The sequence below is a fragment of the Bradyrhizobium sp. 44 genome, from assembly GCF_023073095.1.
Classification (GTDB): Bacteria; Pseudomonadota; Alphaproteobacteria; order Rhizobiales; family Xanthobacteraceae; genus Bradyrhizobium.
Genome location: NZ_JADPIY010000029.1, coordinates 730,499 through 744,121 on the forward strand (window position 1 = coordinate 730,499; position 13,623 = coordinate 744,121).

Annotated in this window: 13 protein-coding genes; 5 read left to right on the top strand and 8 right to left on the bottom strand. The window is 63.1% G+C overall.

Translation table 11 applies throughout. The annotated features are described in order from the left end of the window. Positions 1–43 precede the first annotated feature (43 nt). Positions 44–358: a co-chaperone GroES gene (locus IVB41_RS29250; protein WP_027518760.1), complete on the bottom strand. Its 315-nt coding sequence runs from the start codon at positions 356–358 to the stop codon at positions 44–46. Positions 359–734: 376 nt separating this feature from the next. Between IVB41_RS29250 and IVB41_RS29255 the strand changes: the two genes are divergently transcribed. After that, positions 735–1,022 carry an usg protein gene (locus tag IVB41_RS29255; RefSeq protein ID WP_007602477.1) on the top strand — a complete coding sequence of 96 codons (288 nt, stop codon included), beginning with the start codon at positions 735–737 and terminating at the stop codon, positions 1,020–1,022. A 102-nt stretch (positions 1,023–1,124) separates the two neighbouring features. After that, on the top strand, positions 1,125–1,664 hold the full coding sequence (locus IVB41_RS29260) for a cupin domain-containing protein (RefSeq protein ID WP_247437588.1): 540 nt from the start codon (positions 1,125–1,127) through the stop codon (positions 1,662–1,664). A 12-nt stretch (positions 1,665–1,676) separates the two neighbouring features. On the opposite strand, the gene IVB41_RS29265 is transcribed toward IVB41_RS29260, so the two are convergent. Together IVB41_RS29265 and IVB41_RS29270 are read right to left on the bottom strand one after the other, a co-directional pair. Next, on the bottom strand, positions 1,677–3,803 hold the full coding sequence (locus IVB41_RS29265; protein ID WP_247437591.1) for a tetratricopeptide repeat protein: 2,127 nt from the start codon (positions 3,801–3,803) through the stop codon (positions 1,677–1,679). Positions 3,804–3,924: 121 nt separating this feature from the next. Then, positions 3,925–4,884, bottom strand: a complete 960-nt coding sequence (locus tag IVB41_RS29270) for a LysR substrate-binding domain-containing protein (RefSeq protein ID WP_247437594.1) — start codon at positions 4,882–4,884, stop codon at positions 3,925–3,927. Positions 4,885–4,999: 115 nt separating this feature from the next. Between IVB41_RS29270 and IVB41_RS29275 the strand changes: the two genes are divergently transcribed. Next, positions 5,000–5,920, top strand: a complete 921-nt coding sequence (locus IVB41_RS29275) for an amino acid ABC transporter substrate-binding protein (protein WP_247437609.1) — start codon at positions 5,000–5,002, stop codon at positions 5,918–5,920. Between the two features lie 27 nt (positions 5,921–5,947). Beyond that, positions 5,948–7,018: a low specificity L-threonine aldolase gene (locus IVB41_RS29280; protein WP_247437613.1), complete on the top strand. Its 1,071-nt coding sequence runs from the start codon at positions 5,948–5,950 to the stop codon at positions 7,016–7,018. A 208-nt stretch (positions 7,019–7,226) separates the two neighbouring features. Here the strand turns inward: IVB41_RS29280 and IVB41_RS29285 are convergent, their stop codons facing one another. After that, a complete protein-coding gene (locus tag IVB41_RS29285; RefSeq protein ID WP_027567752.1) occupies positions 7,227–8,477 on the bottom strand; it encodes a NupC/NupG family nucleoside CNT transporter in 1,251 nt (416 codons plus the stop codon). Between the two features lie 157 nt (positions 8,478–8,634). Here IVB41_RS29285 and IVB41_RS29290 point away from each other — a divergent pair, with 157 nt between their 5' ends. Beyond that, positions 8,635–9,873, top strand: a complete 1,239-nt coding sequence (locus IVB41_RS29290; RefSeq protein ID WP_247437616.1) for an MFS transporter — start codon at positions 8,635–8,637, stop codon at positions 9,871–9,873. Between the two features lie 221 nt (positions 9,874–10,094). Here the strand turns inward: IVB41_RS29290 and IVB41_RS29295 are convergent, their stop codons facing one another. The 4 genes from IVB41_RS29295 to IVB41_RS29310 all read right to left on the bottom strand — a co-directional run bounded on the left by IVB41_RS29295 (position 10,095) and on the right by IVB41_RS29310 (position 13,623). Then, positions 10,095–10,853 carry an SDR family oxidoreductase gene (locus tag IVB41_RS29295; RefSeq protein ID WP_247437618.1) on the bottom strand — a complete coding sequence of 253 codons (759 nt, stop codon included), beginning with the start codon at positions 10,851–10,853 and terminating at the stop codon, positions 10,095–10,097. 26 nt (positions 10,854–10,879) lie between these two features. Further along, positions 10,880–11,638 (bottom strand): proteasome-type protease, encoded by a 759-nt coding sequence (locus IVB41_RS29300; protein ID WP_027567755.1) that lies wholly within the window; start codon positions 11,636–11,638, stop codon positions 10,880–10,882. Positions 11,639–11,761: 123 nt separating this feature from the next. Further along, a complete protein-coding gene (locus tag IVB41_RS29305; protein ID WP_247437621.1) occupies positions 11,762–12,610 on the bottom strand; it encodes a transglutaminase family protein in 849 nt (282 codons plus the stop codon). A gap of 68 nt (positions 12,611–12,678) precedes the next feature. After that, a complete protein-coding gene (locus IVB41_RS29310) occupies positions 12,679–13,623 on the bottom strand; it encodes an alpha-E domain-containing protein (RefSeq protein ID WP_027567757.1) in 945 nt (314 codons plus the stop codon).

Here is a 13,623-nt window from a genome sequence, read left to right on the forward strand (position 1 = left end):
TGAATTTTTCCTTGAGAGGTTTAGCTGGGGGAGAGAGGGGCTCTTAGGCCGCCTTCTTCTTGGAAGCGGGGACGTCGAGGACGCCCATGATGTCGCTTTCCTTCATGATCAGCAGATCGACGTTGTCGATCTTGACCTCAGTGCCGGACCACTTGCCGAACAGCACGCGGTCGCCGACCTTCAGGTCGATCGGGATCAGCTTGCCTGCTTCGTCGCGGCCACCCGGGCCCACGGCGACGATCTCGCCCTGCGAGGGCTTTTCCTTGGCCGTGTCGGGAATGATGATGCCGCCAGCGGTCTTCTCTTCTGCGTCGATGCGCTTGACCACGACGCGGTCGTGAAGCGGACGGAATTTCATGCAGTTCTCCTAAGCTTTTGCACAAGTTGGGAATTTTGGGTTGTTAGCAGTCTGCGCCCGCGAGTGCTAGCACAGGCACAGCTGAGATAAGGCAGGATTTTGGCGGGAGCAAGGGCTTGTAGCAGAAAAATAGCACTCGGAAGCGCCGCCTGCCAAAATCTCTTTCCATCGTTAATCGCGCTCCGCGCCCGTATTAGCACGGAGCCGCATCTGCTGCTAACGCATTGAATTTCAACAGCTTGTTAAACTTTTGGGCTTGAGATGGATTGTCAGTTTGCGTCACATTTCACTCATGTGAGCGCATCTCCACCGGGTGGCTCGTAGGGCGTACCGGAAAGCCACCCCTTGAATATGCGCTCCTGCAAAGGAGGTTGGCATGGTCTCGCGAGTTGGGGTTGTTTCCGACGACTTCCGGAAACAGGTGCTGGGTTACGGGCTGACGACAGCCGAAATTCTCTACCGGATGCCGGATCATCGCTCGCTGCTCCAGACCTATGTCTGGCAGAACTACGACATGTTTCCGAAATTTCCGGCGCTGACGGATTTCCTGGCGTTCTGGCAGAAGAAGCTCGACGGTCCGCTATTCTCGGTCACGGTCGCGCATTCCAAGCTGATCAAGCCGGCCGAGCTGCGCGCGGTCGACGGCGTATTCCGGCTGCATTGAAGGCGAGCGTGGTGCTGTAGGGTGGGTTACGCTGACGCTAACCCATCCTACGATTTCGCATTCCGTGCTAACCTCTCCCCTATAACAACAGGGGAGACCGCCATGGCCAAGAAAGCAAAATCGCGTAGCGCATCGCAGGCGGCGGTGAAGAAGCGAAGCGGGGCCAAACCCGCCGCACGATCGACGGCGCGCAAGGCGGTGAAGGCGAAAGCCCCCACGACTCCGGCCAAGTCAACCGTCAAGAAACCGGCGCGGCCCAAGCAGCGCATCGCGATCAGCCATCATCGCGAGGAAGACTTCAAGGCCGACGGTTTGCGCACCTACGCCAAGTATCGCGATCTCGGCATCGCCGCTGCGAGCCACGGGCTGGCGCAAGCGCACGTGATCCGGCTGCAAGGCCCCTGCAATCCGGACGAAGTGTCGAAGCTGCACTTCCACGACGTCGAATTCCAGATGGTGTACGTGCTCAAGGGCTGGGTAAAGACCTATATGGACGGAGAGGGCGAGACGCTGATGAAAGAAGGCAGCGCCTGGACCCAGCCGCCGAAGATCAAGCACATGATCCTGGACTATTCGGACGACGTCGAGCTGCTGGAGGTGATCCTGCCGGCGGAGTTCAGGACGGTGGAGTTGAAGGCGTAGGTGAAGCGGAGATCAGCCATCACCGTTGCAATAGCGTTTCCACATCGCGCGATAGGCATCGTCCACCGCTTGCGCGTATGAGACGGGGTTGCCGGCGGCGGCAGCCCTGATCTGTCCGGGCAGTTCGCGGCGCAACTTGTCGAGGTCGCCGATCTGTGTCCCACGGCTCGCTGCGATCTCGACATAGGCCTTATCGCTTTCCGCGACCCAGTCCGGCAGGCCCAGCGCGGCGAGGATGGAGCCGGCAGCACGGCTCGGCAGACTGTGACCGAGCTTCGCCACTACCGGCACGCCCATCTGCAAGGCTTCCCACGTGCTGACGCCGCCATTCTGCGGGAATGGGTCGAGGCCAATATCGACGCGATTGAACGCTGCCAGATGTTCGTCTCGCGACGTGGCTCCGAGCAGATCGACGCGTTCGGCCGGCAACCGGCCAGCTGCAAACCGCGCCAACAGATTGTCGCGGACCAGCTGAGCGTCCAGCGCAGTATCCTTGATCAGCAGTCGCGAACCCGGCACCCGCTCGAGAATCCTGGACCAGACGTCCACCGCCTCGTTCGAAATCTTGCTGATGCGGTTGAAGACACCGAATGTGATGAAGCCGTTCGCGATCGCCGGCGTCGGCGCCCGCGCAATCCCGGCCGGCAGTGGCGCCAGCGTCACAAAGCACGGCAGGTCGACGATGGTCTCCGCAAACAGATGCCGAACCGCGACCGGAATCGCGACCGGGTCCGAGAACAGATAATCGATCGTTGGCAGCCCGGTGCCAGTGCCGTGGCCCCAGCCATGCACCTGAACAGGTGCCGGCTTGCGCGCAAACACACCGAGGCGGTTTCCGCTGGTATGGCCGGACAGATCGATCAGGATATCGACACCATCGGCGCGGATCTGGGCGGCCAGGCGATCGTCGGACCATTGCGAGGCGTCGCGCCAGCGATCGGCGATCCCCTGAAATTCGCGGGTCGTCGCATCCGTTTTCGGTGAACAAGCGTAGCACACGATCTCGAACTGTGCCCGATCATGGTGCTGCAGGACCGGCTTGAAAATGAACGCCGCCGAATGTGCGTGAAAATCCGACGAGACATAACCCAGCACCAGACGGCGATCCGGATCGCGGCTGTTGTCATGTGGTCCCGCCGCTGCTGAGGCGATCTTCGCACCGATCTGCTCCCACCATACACGTCGCGCTTGCTGATGCTGCGCAACGCTGGCGTCGGCCATAAAATCGAGGGTGAATATCTTGCTGGAGATCGTGCTCTGATCGGGCTCGATGTCGAGAGCTCTGTCGAAACTGGCGAGGGCTTCGTCGACCCGGCCAAGTGCCGCGAGACATTGGCCGAGCAGGCTGTGGGCCTGAGAGAAGCCGGGATCGGCCGCGAGAGCCTTCTCGCAATCGGACAATGCTTCGGCAACTTGCCGGGTCAGGAGCAAGATGCTGGCCCGCCAGAGCCATCCATTCGCGTCGTCAGGTGCCAGGGCGATTGCGCGATTGCAATCCGCCATGGCTTCGCCGAATCGCTGAAGCTCCCGCAAGGCAACGGCGCGGCTCGACAGCGCCGAGGCATAGTCAGGCTTGATCGATAACGCGCGGTTTAAGCTTGCGACAGCCTCGTCATAGGCGCGCAGACGGCAGAGCGCCCAACCCCGGCCGTTATGGGCTTCGGAAAGTTTTCCGTCGATTGCGAGCGCCTTGTCGTAGCTCTCGAGCGCTTCCTGGTAAAGTTCAAGGGCCGCGCTCGCGTTACCGAGATTGGACAGGGCCAAGGCGTAGTTGGGCCGGAGGGCGAGGGCTTTTCGATAGCTCTCGCGGGCCTCATTGTGACGTTTTAGCCCGTTGAGCGCGACACCCAGGCTCATATGAGCTTCGGCAGATCGCGGATCCACGGCCACCGCTCGGCTCAGCAGAACTTGCGCTTGCTGATAGTTTTTGGCTTCAGCCTCCAAAGCGCCCAGCAAATGCAGCGCGATGAATTGGTTGGGTGCGAGCTCCAGGAGTTCGCGATAGGCCGTCTTTGCCTCGCGCAGAAGTCCCGCTTTGTGCAGCTGGAGGGCGCGCGCGAGCAACGGCCCTACGTCGGCTTTTTGTCGTTTCTGAAGCCGGGAATTTTGAAATGCACGCTGGCCGACGCTGTCGCTCATGAATCAATTCCACCCGAATCTCCTGAGGAGATTAACATGGAAGGATTGTCGCGATTGCGCTGCGCTCCATCGGAGCTACGAGGGCGCCAGCCTCGCACAAGCCTCGCCGCGGATCGACCCGCTACCGCTCGAGATAGCCCAATTCCGTGCTCATGACCTTGCGAGCATATTCGCTGAAGGCATCGATCAACCGGGCGCGAGCGGCATAAGGTGGGTAGAGCAGTGCGATCGTAACGGGGACCGCCGGGTTGAAGGGGCGCGTGGTCAGAGCCGCGCCAGAGCTTTCGTCATGCGCGGCAATCGGGTTGATAATGCTGATGCCAAGGCCCGCCGCGACCAGGGCGCAGACCGATGCGCCCAGATCGGTCTCCGCAACAATGCGGCGCGTGACGCCCGCCTGCGCGAAGATCGTATCGATGCGATCGTAGAGTGGACTCCCCGTGGCGAAGGAAATGAAGGCCTCGTCGGCGAAATCGGCAGGGCGCAGCGTCTTCTTCTGTGCAAGACGATGCGTCTTCGGCATGATCGCGACGCAACGCGTCTTGAGCACCGGCTCGACATGCACCCCCGCAACCTCGCCGTAGAGCATTGCCAATCCGGTGTCGCAAAGCCCGGAACTGACCCAGTCGTGCACGGCGCTCGCCGTGCCGGATCGGATCGAGATCATCACATGCGGATAGTCCACCTTGAAGCGTGCCGCGATGCGTGTCAGCAGGCCGCCGGCCAGGCGCGGCATCGCCGCAACACTTAACCGACCCATACCGAACGAGCGGATGCTGGCTGCGCTGGCCTCCAGTCCCGCCAGGCCGATGAAAGTCTTCTCGACCTCCTGGAAAAAGCGCGATCCGTCCACGGTGGGACGGAGGCGGCCGCCGCTGCGGTCGAACAGCGGGAACTGCGTGATCGCCTCCAACTGTCCGATCAGGCGGCTGATCTGGGGTTGCGAGGTATGCATGCGCTGAGCCGCCTGCGTCATCGATCCCGTCGCGAAGACCGCCCGAAAAGCCTCCACATGCTTCAGGCCCATCCGTCTGGTGGCCATATCAAATCCGTATAGGAGAGTATGAAACTGGAATTTCATCAGATCGGGCTTTTGGACGATAGTCCAGAGCACGGAGCTGTTTGCACGGAGCTGTCCTGGGTTTGCTCACCCACCGTGGACGGCGTCACCGGCATTCGCAACAAGAGAGGGACATATGAAAGCGACGATGATCAAGGCACTGGCCGCGGCGACCGTCGCTGGTGTTCTTCTTTCCAGCGAGGCCATGGCCCAGGGTGCGGGCAGGCTGGACAAGATCCGTGAGAGCGGCACGATCACATTGGGGTACCCCGAGACCTCGGTGCCCTTCGCCTATCTCGACGGCAACCAGAAGCCGATCGGTTACACCGTGGAAATCTGTGAACAGGTGGTGCAGGCGATCAAGACGGCCCTCAAGCTTCCCAAGCTCGAGGTTCGCTACAACCCCATAACCTCGGCGACACGTATTCAGCTGCTCGCCAACGGCACGATCGATCTCGAATGCGGCAACACGACCAATAATGTCGAGCGGCATAAACTCGTTGCCTTTGCTCCCACCACCTTCGTTGCGCAGGTCGTCCTCGTCGCGCGCAAGGATGGCGGGGTCGATGTCAACGACCCGGCTTCGTTTCGCGGCAAGGCCATCGCCGCCCAAGCCGGCGGCCAGACTTTCAAGGTGATTACGCTGATCAACGCCAAGAACAATCTCAGCATCACGGTGGTGCCGGCCAAGGACACCGCCGAGACCTTCTTGTTGGTGTCGACGGGCCGTGTGGCCGGCACCGCCAACGATGACGGTCTTGCCTATGCCACGGTCGCCTCGTCCAGAACGCCGGATGACTTCCTGATCGGTAGCAAGAGCCTCGAGACGGCGCCCTATGGTATCGTCCAACCCAAGGATGATCCTGCTTTCAAGAAGATGGTCGACGATGCCGTGATCGACCTGATGAAGAGCGGGCAGATTGCGGCGCTCTACGACAAATATTTCAATTCACCGATTCCACCGCATGGCCTCAACCTGAAATTCCCGATGAGCGCCGCCCTCAAGCGGGCGCTGGCCAACCCGACCGATTCCGGCGATCCGGCAGTCTACGAATGACGCGACAAGCGCTCTAGAGGTCTCGCAATGGCACATCAACACGACACGAGTCCGGCAGGCGCCGCGTTGCCCCCCATCGACCTGCGCAGCGATACTGTCACCAAGCCGACCGAGGCGATGTATGCCCGCATGGCCTCGGCGCCGCTCGGCGATGACGGGCTGGACGGTGACCCCACGGTGCAGGAGCTGGAGGCCGTCGCGGCTGCGGCGTTGGGCAAGGATGCCGGCCTGTTTGTGCCGAGCTGCACCATGGCCAATCTGCTGGCGACGCTGGCGCAGTCGCAGCGCAGTGAACAGATCGTGCTGGAATCGAATGCCCATATGTACACCTCGGAACGAGGGGCGGCGACGTTTACGGGGCAGTTCTACCTCGCAATTGCCGGCACTGCCGGCGCAATGGATCTGAATATGCTGGAGGACGCCCTGCAGGGCGAAGGGCTCAAGCTCGGGACCGCTCTTGTCGCAATGGAAACCTCGCACAACAACGCGAGCGGCGCCGTATTGCCGCTGGATCATATGCAGGCCGTGCACGCCATGGCCTCGGCCCGCGGTGTCCCGGTGCATCTCGACGGTGCGCGGCTGTTCAACGCCGCCGTCGCCCTTGAAACGGCGCCTGCCGAAATTGCGAGACATTGCGACACGGTTTCTCTGTGTTTGTCGAAGGGCCTGAGCGCACCCGCCGGTGCCGTGCTCGCCGGGCCACGCGCAGTAATCGATAGCAGCCGCAGGTTTCGCCGCATGTTGGGAGGCACGCAGCGTCAGATCGGCGTCCTGGCCGCGGCCGGCCTGGAGGCGGTTCAGGTCATGGGGACGCGTCTGGCGGAGGATCACCGGCGTGCGCGGGTCCTGAGTGATGCGTTAAACGGGATGCATCCAAAGATCAGCGCGACAATCCCGCAGACGAATATCGTGCAGGTTGATGTCTCTCTCTCCGGGCGCGACAGCGCCGTGTGGTCGGGGGCTCTGGAGAGGGAGGGCCTGAGGGCGAGGCCCTGGGGCAGGCGTCGATTGCGCTGTGTGACCCATCGCCATATCGATGATGCGGATATTGATCGCGCGGTCATGGCATTTCGCACCGTGGCTGGAGCTTTGGTTTAGAGCATCCGTCAGCGTGAACGAACCGAACGCGGTTTCTCAACCGTCGCGAAGCCAGGCTCATGTTTCGTGTTTATAGATTCCGAGGCTTAAGCGCTCGACTCTCTCCGCCGTCATTGCGAGGAGCCCTTGCGACGAAGCAATCCAGACTGTTTCCAAAGATGCATTTCTGGATTGCTTCGCTGCGCTCGCACTGACGAGCGGAGAGAGCCTAGGCCAGCACACCCACCACCGCTCCCATCAGACACGTTGTCAGCGTCCCCGACACGATCGACTTCAGCCCGAGCGCGTTGATTTCCTCGCGCCGCTCCGGCGCCATCACGCCGAGACCGCCGATCATGATGCCGAGGCTGGCGAAATTGGCGAAGCCGCACATCGCATAGAGCATGATCAGGCGCGAGCGCGGATCGAGCGTGCCGGGCGGCAGCTTCGAGAAGTCGACATAGGCGATCAGCTCGTTCAGCACGGTTTTCGTGCCCATCAGGCTGCCGGCGGTGATCGCCTGGTCCCACGGCAATCCCATCAGCCAGCACACCGGCGCCATCACGAGGCCGAGCAGGCGCTGCAACGAGATCGCAGCGCCGCCGATATCCGGCAGCAGGCCGAGGATCGCATTGACGAGGTAGACCAGCGCCACCAGCACCAGCAGCATTGCGACGATGTTGATCAGCAGCTCGATCCCCGCGCCGGTCCCTTTCACGATCGCGTCCATCGTGCCGGAGACTTCCGTCTCGGGATCTTCCAGTGCGCCGCCGGTGCGCTTGTCGGATGTCTCCGGCACCATGATGAGGCTGACCAGGATCGCGGCCGGCGCGCCCAGCACCGACGCGATGACGAAATGCGCGGCTGCGTCGGGAATGAGGGGAGCAAGCAGCGTCGCATACAGCACCAGCACCGTGCCGGCGATGCCGGCCATGCCGCCGGTCATCACCAGGAACAACTCGCTGCGGGTCATCTGCGCAAGATAAGGCCGCACGAACAGCGGCGCCTCGACCATGCCGAGAAAGATGTTGGCGGCGGTCGAGAGCCCGACCGCGCCGCCGACGCCGAGCGTCCGCTCCAGCAGCCAGGCCATGCCGCGCACGACCGGCGGCAGCATGCGCCAATAGAACAAGAGCGTCGTCAGGACGCTCATGACCAGCACGATCGGCAGCGCCTGGAATGCCAGGACGAAATCGGCACCCGGTGCTTTCAGATCGAAGGGCAGGGGACCGCCGCCGACATAGCCGAACACGAAAGAGGAGCCGGCGCGCGAGGCTGCCGAGATCGCGCCCACGGCGTCGTTGATAGCACCGAAGGCGCGCGCGACGACAGGCACCTTCAGGAGAACGATCGCGGTGACGAAGGTGGCGACGAGGCCGATCGCCGCCTGGCGCAGCGAGGCCGCGCGGCGGTTCTCGCTCAGGACCAAGGCGATCAACAGCAATGCGAAAACGCCGAGTGCCGATTGCAGCCGCAGCATGATGTCCCCAAACCCGATGATTATGGCCACCCCTGCGTTGCAAACGCAATGCCGGGAGATTGTCGGAGCGTCCCGCTGTTGACAAGCAGGTCCGCGTCAGCCACGCGGAGCACGTCGACATCAGGAGCCGGATAGTCCGAGCGTGACCGAACAGGCGATGCCAGACCAGCCAATATCGGGAAACCCGCCGGTCAGTGCCCGCGCGCTCCTCTCCCATCGCGCCTTCCTGTTCTTTCTGCTCTCGCGCAGCCTGTCGCGTTTCTCCAGCCAGATTGCGGCGGTCGCGATCGGCTGGCAGATCTACGATCTCACCGGCTCGGCCTTCGACCTCGGCATGGTCGGCCTCGTGCAATTCCTGCCCACGGCGCTGTTGGTGTTCGTCGCCGGCCATGCGGCCGACCGCTACGAGCGCAAGCGCGTGGTCCAGCTCTGCCAGCTCGTGGAAGCCGCGACCGCGCTCTATCTCGGCGTCATCACCTATCTCGGCCTGGTCAGCGAAGTTCAGATTTTCGTGGCGACCTTCGTGCTGGGCATTGCCGGGGCCTTCGAAAGTCCGACCACTGCTGCGCTGCTGCCGGCGATCGCGCCGCAGGGCTCGCTCCAGCGCGCCACCGCCGTCTCCAGCGGAGCGGCGCAGGTCGCGACTATTACGGGGCCGGCGCTCGGCGGTTTTGCCTACGCGGTCGCGCCGCATCTCGCCTACACCGTGATGGTGCTGTTCTGGATCTTCGGGATGATCCTGACCGGCTTCATCCGTCCGCGCCCGCAGGCGATCGCCAAGGACATGGCGGGCGCCGACAATATCTTCGCCGGCGTCCGCTTCATCCGCAGCAATCCTGCGATCCTCGGCACCATCTCGCTCGATCTGTTCGCGGTGCTGTTCGGCGGCGTCACCGCGCTTCTGCCGATCTATGCCCGCGACATCCTCCAGACCGGTCCGATGGGGCTCGGGATCCTGCGCGCCGCGCCTGCGGTCGGCGCGTTGCTGATGACCATGGTGCTGGCCCGTCACGCCATTTCGCGGCACGTGGGCCTGCGCATGTTTCAGGCCGTGATCGTGTTCGGCGTCGCAACAATCGTGTTCGCTTTGTCGTCCTGGATGTGGCTGTCGGTGCTCGCGCTCGCCGTTCTCGGCGCGGCCGATACGATCAGCGTCGTGATCCGCTTCTCGCTGGTGCAGCTCGCGACCCCCGACGAGATGCGCGGCCGGGTCGGTGCGGTGAACTTCCTCTTCATCAACGCCTCCAACCAGCTCGGCCAGTTCGAGAGCGGGGTCGCCGCCGCATTGTTTGGCGCCATGCCGGCAGCCGTGCTGGGCGGCGTCTGCACGGTCGCGGTGGCGCTGTTGTGGATGAAGCTGTTTCCGAGCCTGCGGCAGGTGGAAAGCTTGGAGTAGGAGCTCGCTCGTTCTCTCCCCGTCATTGCGAAGCAATTTTGCGCTGGTGCGACGAAGCAATCCAGAATCTTGCCACAGTGGTAGTCTGGATTGCTTCGCTGCGCTCGCAATGACGATTGTTGAAGCAGTGCGGAGATTTAGCCGACTTCACGTCCGCTTGCGGAGCGAGGCCGCAACCCCATGCCGCCTACTGTGCATGGGGTTGTTTTCGCGTTTTTTATTCAGCCCCGTCCCACGAACGGCATCTTGGTTGCCATGACGGTCATGGTCAGCACGTTGGCATCGAGCGGCAGGCCGGCCATGTAGGCGACGGCGTCGCCCACCGCTTTCGCGTCCATGCGCGGCTCCTGCTTCGACGTGCCGTCGGGCTGCAGCACGCCGGGACCGTTGACCATGCGGTCGGTCATGGGCGTTGCGGCATTGCCGATGTCGACCTGGCCGACCGCGATGTCGTACATGCGGCCGTCGAGGTTGGAGGCCTTGGTGAGGCCGGTGATGGCGTGCTTGGTCGAGGTATAGGCCGCCGAGAACGGCCGCGGCGCATGCGCCGAGATCGAGCCGTTGTTGATGATGCGGCCGCCGCGGGGGGTCTGGTCCTTCATGATGCGGAAGGCGTGCTGGGTGCACAGGAATGGGCCGGTGAGGTTGGTGTTCACCACCGCCTGCCACTGCTCGAGGCCGAGATCCTCGAAGTTCACCGGCGGCGCGCCCATGCCGGCATTGTTGAAGAGCACGTCGAGCCGGCCGTAGGTGGCCTTGACCTTGTCAAACAGCGCGGCAATCGAGTCCGGCTTGGTCATGTCGGCGGTGACGCAGAGGCTTTTCCCCGCGGGGCCGAGCTTGGCCGTCTCCTCGAGCATGTCGGGCCGGCGCCCGACCAGCACCACGGTGAAGCCTGTGTTCATCAGCGCCAGCGACGCCGCGCGCCCGACTCCGGTGCCGGCGCCCGTCACCACTGCGATCTTTTTCGCTTCACTCATCGTTTCCTGCCTTTTCTCTTGAGCTGTCAGGTTTTGGATTCTTTTTCGTTCTTGTAGGGCGGCCGCGGAATGTTCTGATGCGCGGCGCGCAAGGCCGCCGACCAGCGCGAGCGCAAATCGTGGAAATAGGGTTCGCCCGCCTCGATGCGGTGATTGAGATCGGCCTCGCAGGCGTCGGCGCGCACCACCAGCACGTCGATCGGCAGGCCGACGCCGAGATTCGAGCGCATGGTCGAATCCATCGAGATCAGCCCGGTCTTCAGCGCCTCGTAGAGTTCGACGTCGTAATGCATGGCGCGGTCGAGCACCGGCTTGCCGTATTTGTGCTCGCCGATCTGCAAATAGGGCGTGTCGGTGGTGCATTCGATGAAATTGCCGGCGGTGTAGACCATGAACAGGCGCATGCGCGCGCCGTTGATCTGACCGCCGAACAGGAAGGACACGTCGAACGACACGTCCTCTGATTTGAGCGCCGGGCCTTCGGTCGCGTGCACGGCCCGGATCGCCCGGCCGATGCGCTGGGCGGCCTGGAACATGGTCGGCGCGTTCATCAGCGTCTCGATCTCACCCGTGTTGGGGTCTTCGAGGCCCTCGGTCAGCGTCGAGAGCACCGATTGGCTGATCGCGAGGTTGCCGGCGCTGGCGATCGCCATGATGCGGTCGCCGGGCTTGGAGAAGATGTGAAGCTTGCGGAAGGTCGAGACGTTGTCGAGGCCGGCATTGGTGCGGGTGTCGGCGATCATCACCAGACCGTCCCGAACCAGAATTCCGCAACAATAGGTCATTTCCAGTCCCCGAACGCGTTTGCGCGGAATTACTAGCCAATTTCAACGGCCGCTCCAACCCCCGATTGCCGCGGGGCGGCAGGGTGGAAACCGACCGTGGGTGAGGGGCGCGCGCGGCGCGGTTCAGCTCTGCCGCTGTGACTGCGATTGCGACTGGCCGCCGCGGCCGGCCTGCTCGACCTTGACCGTCACCGACAGCGTCTCCGCGCCGCCGCCATAGCGGGTGCCGCGCACGGGGGCGGCGCCGAGATAATCGAGCCCGATCGCGACGCGGACATGGGCGTCGGTGGCGCAGATGCTGTTGGCAGGATCGAAGCCGACCCAGCCGAGACCGCCGACATAGGCCTCCGCCCAGGCATGGCCCGCGTCCTGGTGCACCGTGCCGTCGGAGCGCAGGAAATGGCCGGAGACGAAGCGCGCCGGCACGCCGCCGCTGCGGGCGCAGGCGATGAAGATGTGCGCGTAGTCCTGGCAGACGCCGCGCTTGAGCGTGAACGCTTCCGCCGCCGACGTGCCGCTGTTGGTCGGGTCCTCGTCGAACGTCATGTGATCGCTGATTTGCGTCATCAGCGTGTGCAGGAAGCCGAGCGTGTCGCTCTCGGCCTCGCTGCGCAGCTGGCGCGCGACCGCATTCATCGCCGGATTGACCGTGGTGAGGTCGGTGGCGCGTAAGAACATGCCGGCCGGAAAGCGCTCATCGGCGCCGCGGAGAACGCCGCCGGTGTCGTGGGTCTCGATCAGGCCCTCGGCGGTGATCTTGATGTCGCCGACCGGTCCGCAGGACAGGACATGGGTGACGTTGCCGAACGCATCCTCGTGGGTGTCGAGCTTGGTGTCGGTCGACACGTCGATCTGCCACTCCGCCACATATTGCCCGTCATGGCTGCCGGGCGTCATGCGCAGGATCTGGATCACGCTCGTGGCCTGCGGCTCGTAGCGATAGGTCGTGGTGTGCAGGATTCGCAGGCGCATGGTGGACCGTTGTTGTCGCGTCATCGATCCGGGCTAGCCCTGCGGGCGTCCCCGGAATGACAGCAGTATCAGATCAAATACTGCTTCGTGATGATTTCGCCCAGTCTGGAATTGTCCGAGATGAATTCCTGAATGAATTCATGCACGCCATGCTGGAAAATGTCGTTCATATTGCTGTGTTCCAGCCGGTTGCGGATGCCGCGGGCATGGCGTTGGGCCGGGCCCTGGCGGCCATAGGCGACCCCGATCTGATCGAGATTGCGCACCAGATTGCCGTAGCAGCTTGCGAGCGAACGCGGCAGCGAATCGTTGAGGATGAGCAAATCCGCGATCAGCCAGGGTTTCAGTGTTTCGCGATAGACCCAGTGATAGGCCGTCAGTGCCGAAACCGAGCGCAGGATCGAGGTCCACTGGTAGAAATCGAGCGGGCCGCCGACATGCTCCTCCTCGGGCAGCAGCACATGGTATTTCACGTCGAGAATGCGCGCGGTGTTGTCGGCGCGTTCGAGATGCAGGCCCATCCGCGAGAACCAGTACGCGTCGTTGCGCAACATGGTCCGGTAGGCCGAGCCGTCGAAGCGCAGCGAGGTTTCCTGCACGAAGCGCAGGAACTTTGCGAGATCCTCGCGCGTGGAGGTCCCTCTGCTCCAGACCTCCTGCAATTCGATCCAGGCCGAGTTGATGGTGTCCCACATCTCGCTCGTCAGCGCTGTGCGCACCGAGCGCGAATTCAGCCGCGCCGCCTCGATGCAGTTCCTGATCGACGACGGATTGTCCGCCGAGAACGAGAGATAATCGACGACGTTGTGCTCGTTGGCTTCTTCGTACTGCTGATAGAAGCTTGCGGCGACGCCGGCAGTCAAAAGCGCCGAGTCCCATTCGTTGGTCTTGCCGATATAGGCGGCGGGAAGCGCGGTCACGCGCAGCGTCGCATCGATGGTGCGCGCGAGATACTCGGCCCGTTCGACGTAACGGGCGAGCCAATAGAGGTTTTCGGCGGTACGCGACAGCAT

Coding starts and splice junctions, on each gene's coding strand:
- IVB41_RS29280 (WP_247437613.1), top strand. CDS start 5,948: ATGGCACATCAACACGACACGAGTCCGGCAGGCGCCGCGTTGCCCCCC.
- IVB41_RS29300 (WP_027567755.1), bottom strand. CDS start 11,638: ATGACCTATTGTTGCGGAATTCTGGTTCGGGACGGTCTGGTGATGATC.
- IVB41_RS29255 (WP_007602477.1), top strand. CDS start 735: ATGGTCTCGCGAGTTGGGGTTGTTTCCGACGACTTCCGGAAACAGGTG.
- IVB41_RS29285 (WP_027567752.1), bottom strand. CDS start 8,477: ATGCTGCGGCTGCAATCGGCACTCGGCGTTTTCGCATTGCTGTTGATC.
- IVB41_RS29310 (WP_027567757.1), bottom strand. CDS start 13,623: ATGCTGTCGCGTACCGCCGAAAACCTCTATTGGCTCGCCCGTTACGTC.
- IVB41_RS29270 (WP_247437594.1), bottom strand. CDS start 4,884: ATGAAATTCCAGTTTCATACTCTCCTATACGGATTTGATATGGCCACC.
- IVB41_RS29305 (WP_247437621.1), bottom strand. CDS start 12,610: ATGCGCCTGCGAATCCTGCACACCACGACCTATCGCTACGAGCCGCAG.
- IVB41_RS29295 (WP_247437618.1), bottom strand. CDS start 10,853: ATGAGTGAAGCGAAAAAGATCGCAGTGGTGACGGGCGCCGGCACCGGA.
- IVB41_RS29250 (WP_027518760.1), bottom strand. CDS start 358: ATGAAATTCCGTCCGCTTCACGACCGCGTCGTGGTCAAGCGCATCGAC.
- IVB41_RS29265 (WP_247437591.1), bottom strand. CDS start 3,803: ATGAGCGACAGCGTCGGCCAGCGTGCATTTCAAAATTCCCGGCTTCAG.
- IVB41_RS29275 (WP_247437609.1), top strand. CDS start 5,000: ATGAAAGCGACGATGATCAAGGCACTGGCCGCGGCGACCGTCGCTGGT.
- IVB41_RS29290 (WP_247437616.1), top strand. CDS start 8,635: ATGCCAGACCAGCCAATATCGGGAAACCCGCCGGTCAGTGCCCGCGCG.
- IVB41_RS29260 (WP_247437588.1), top strand. CDS start 1,125: ATGGCCAAGAAAGCAAAATCGCGTAGCGCATCGCAGGCGGCGGTGAAG.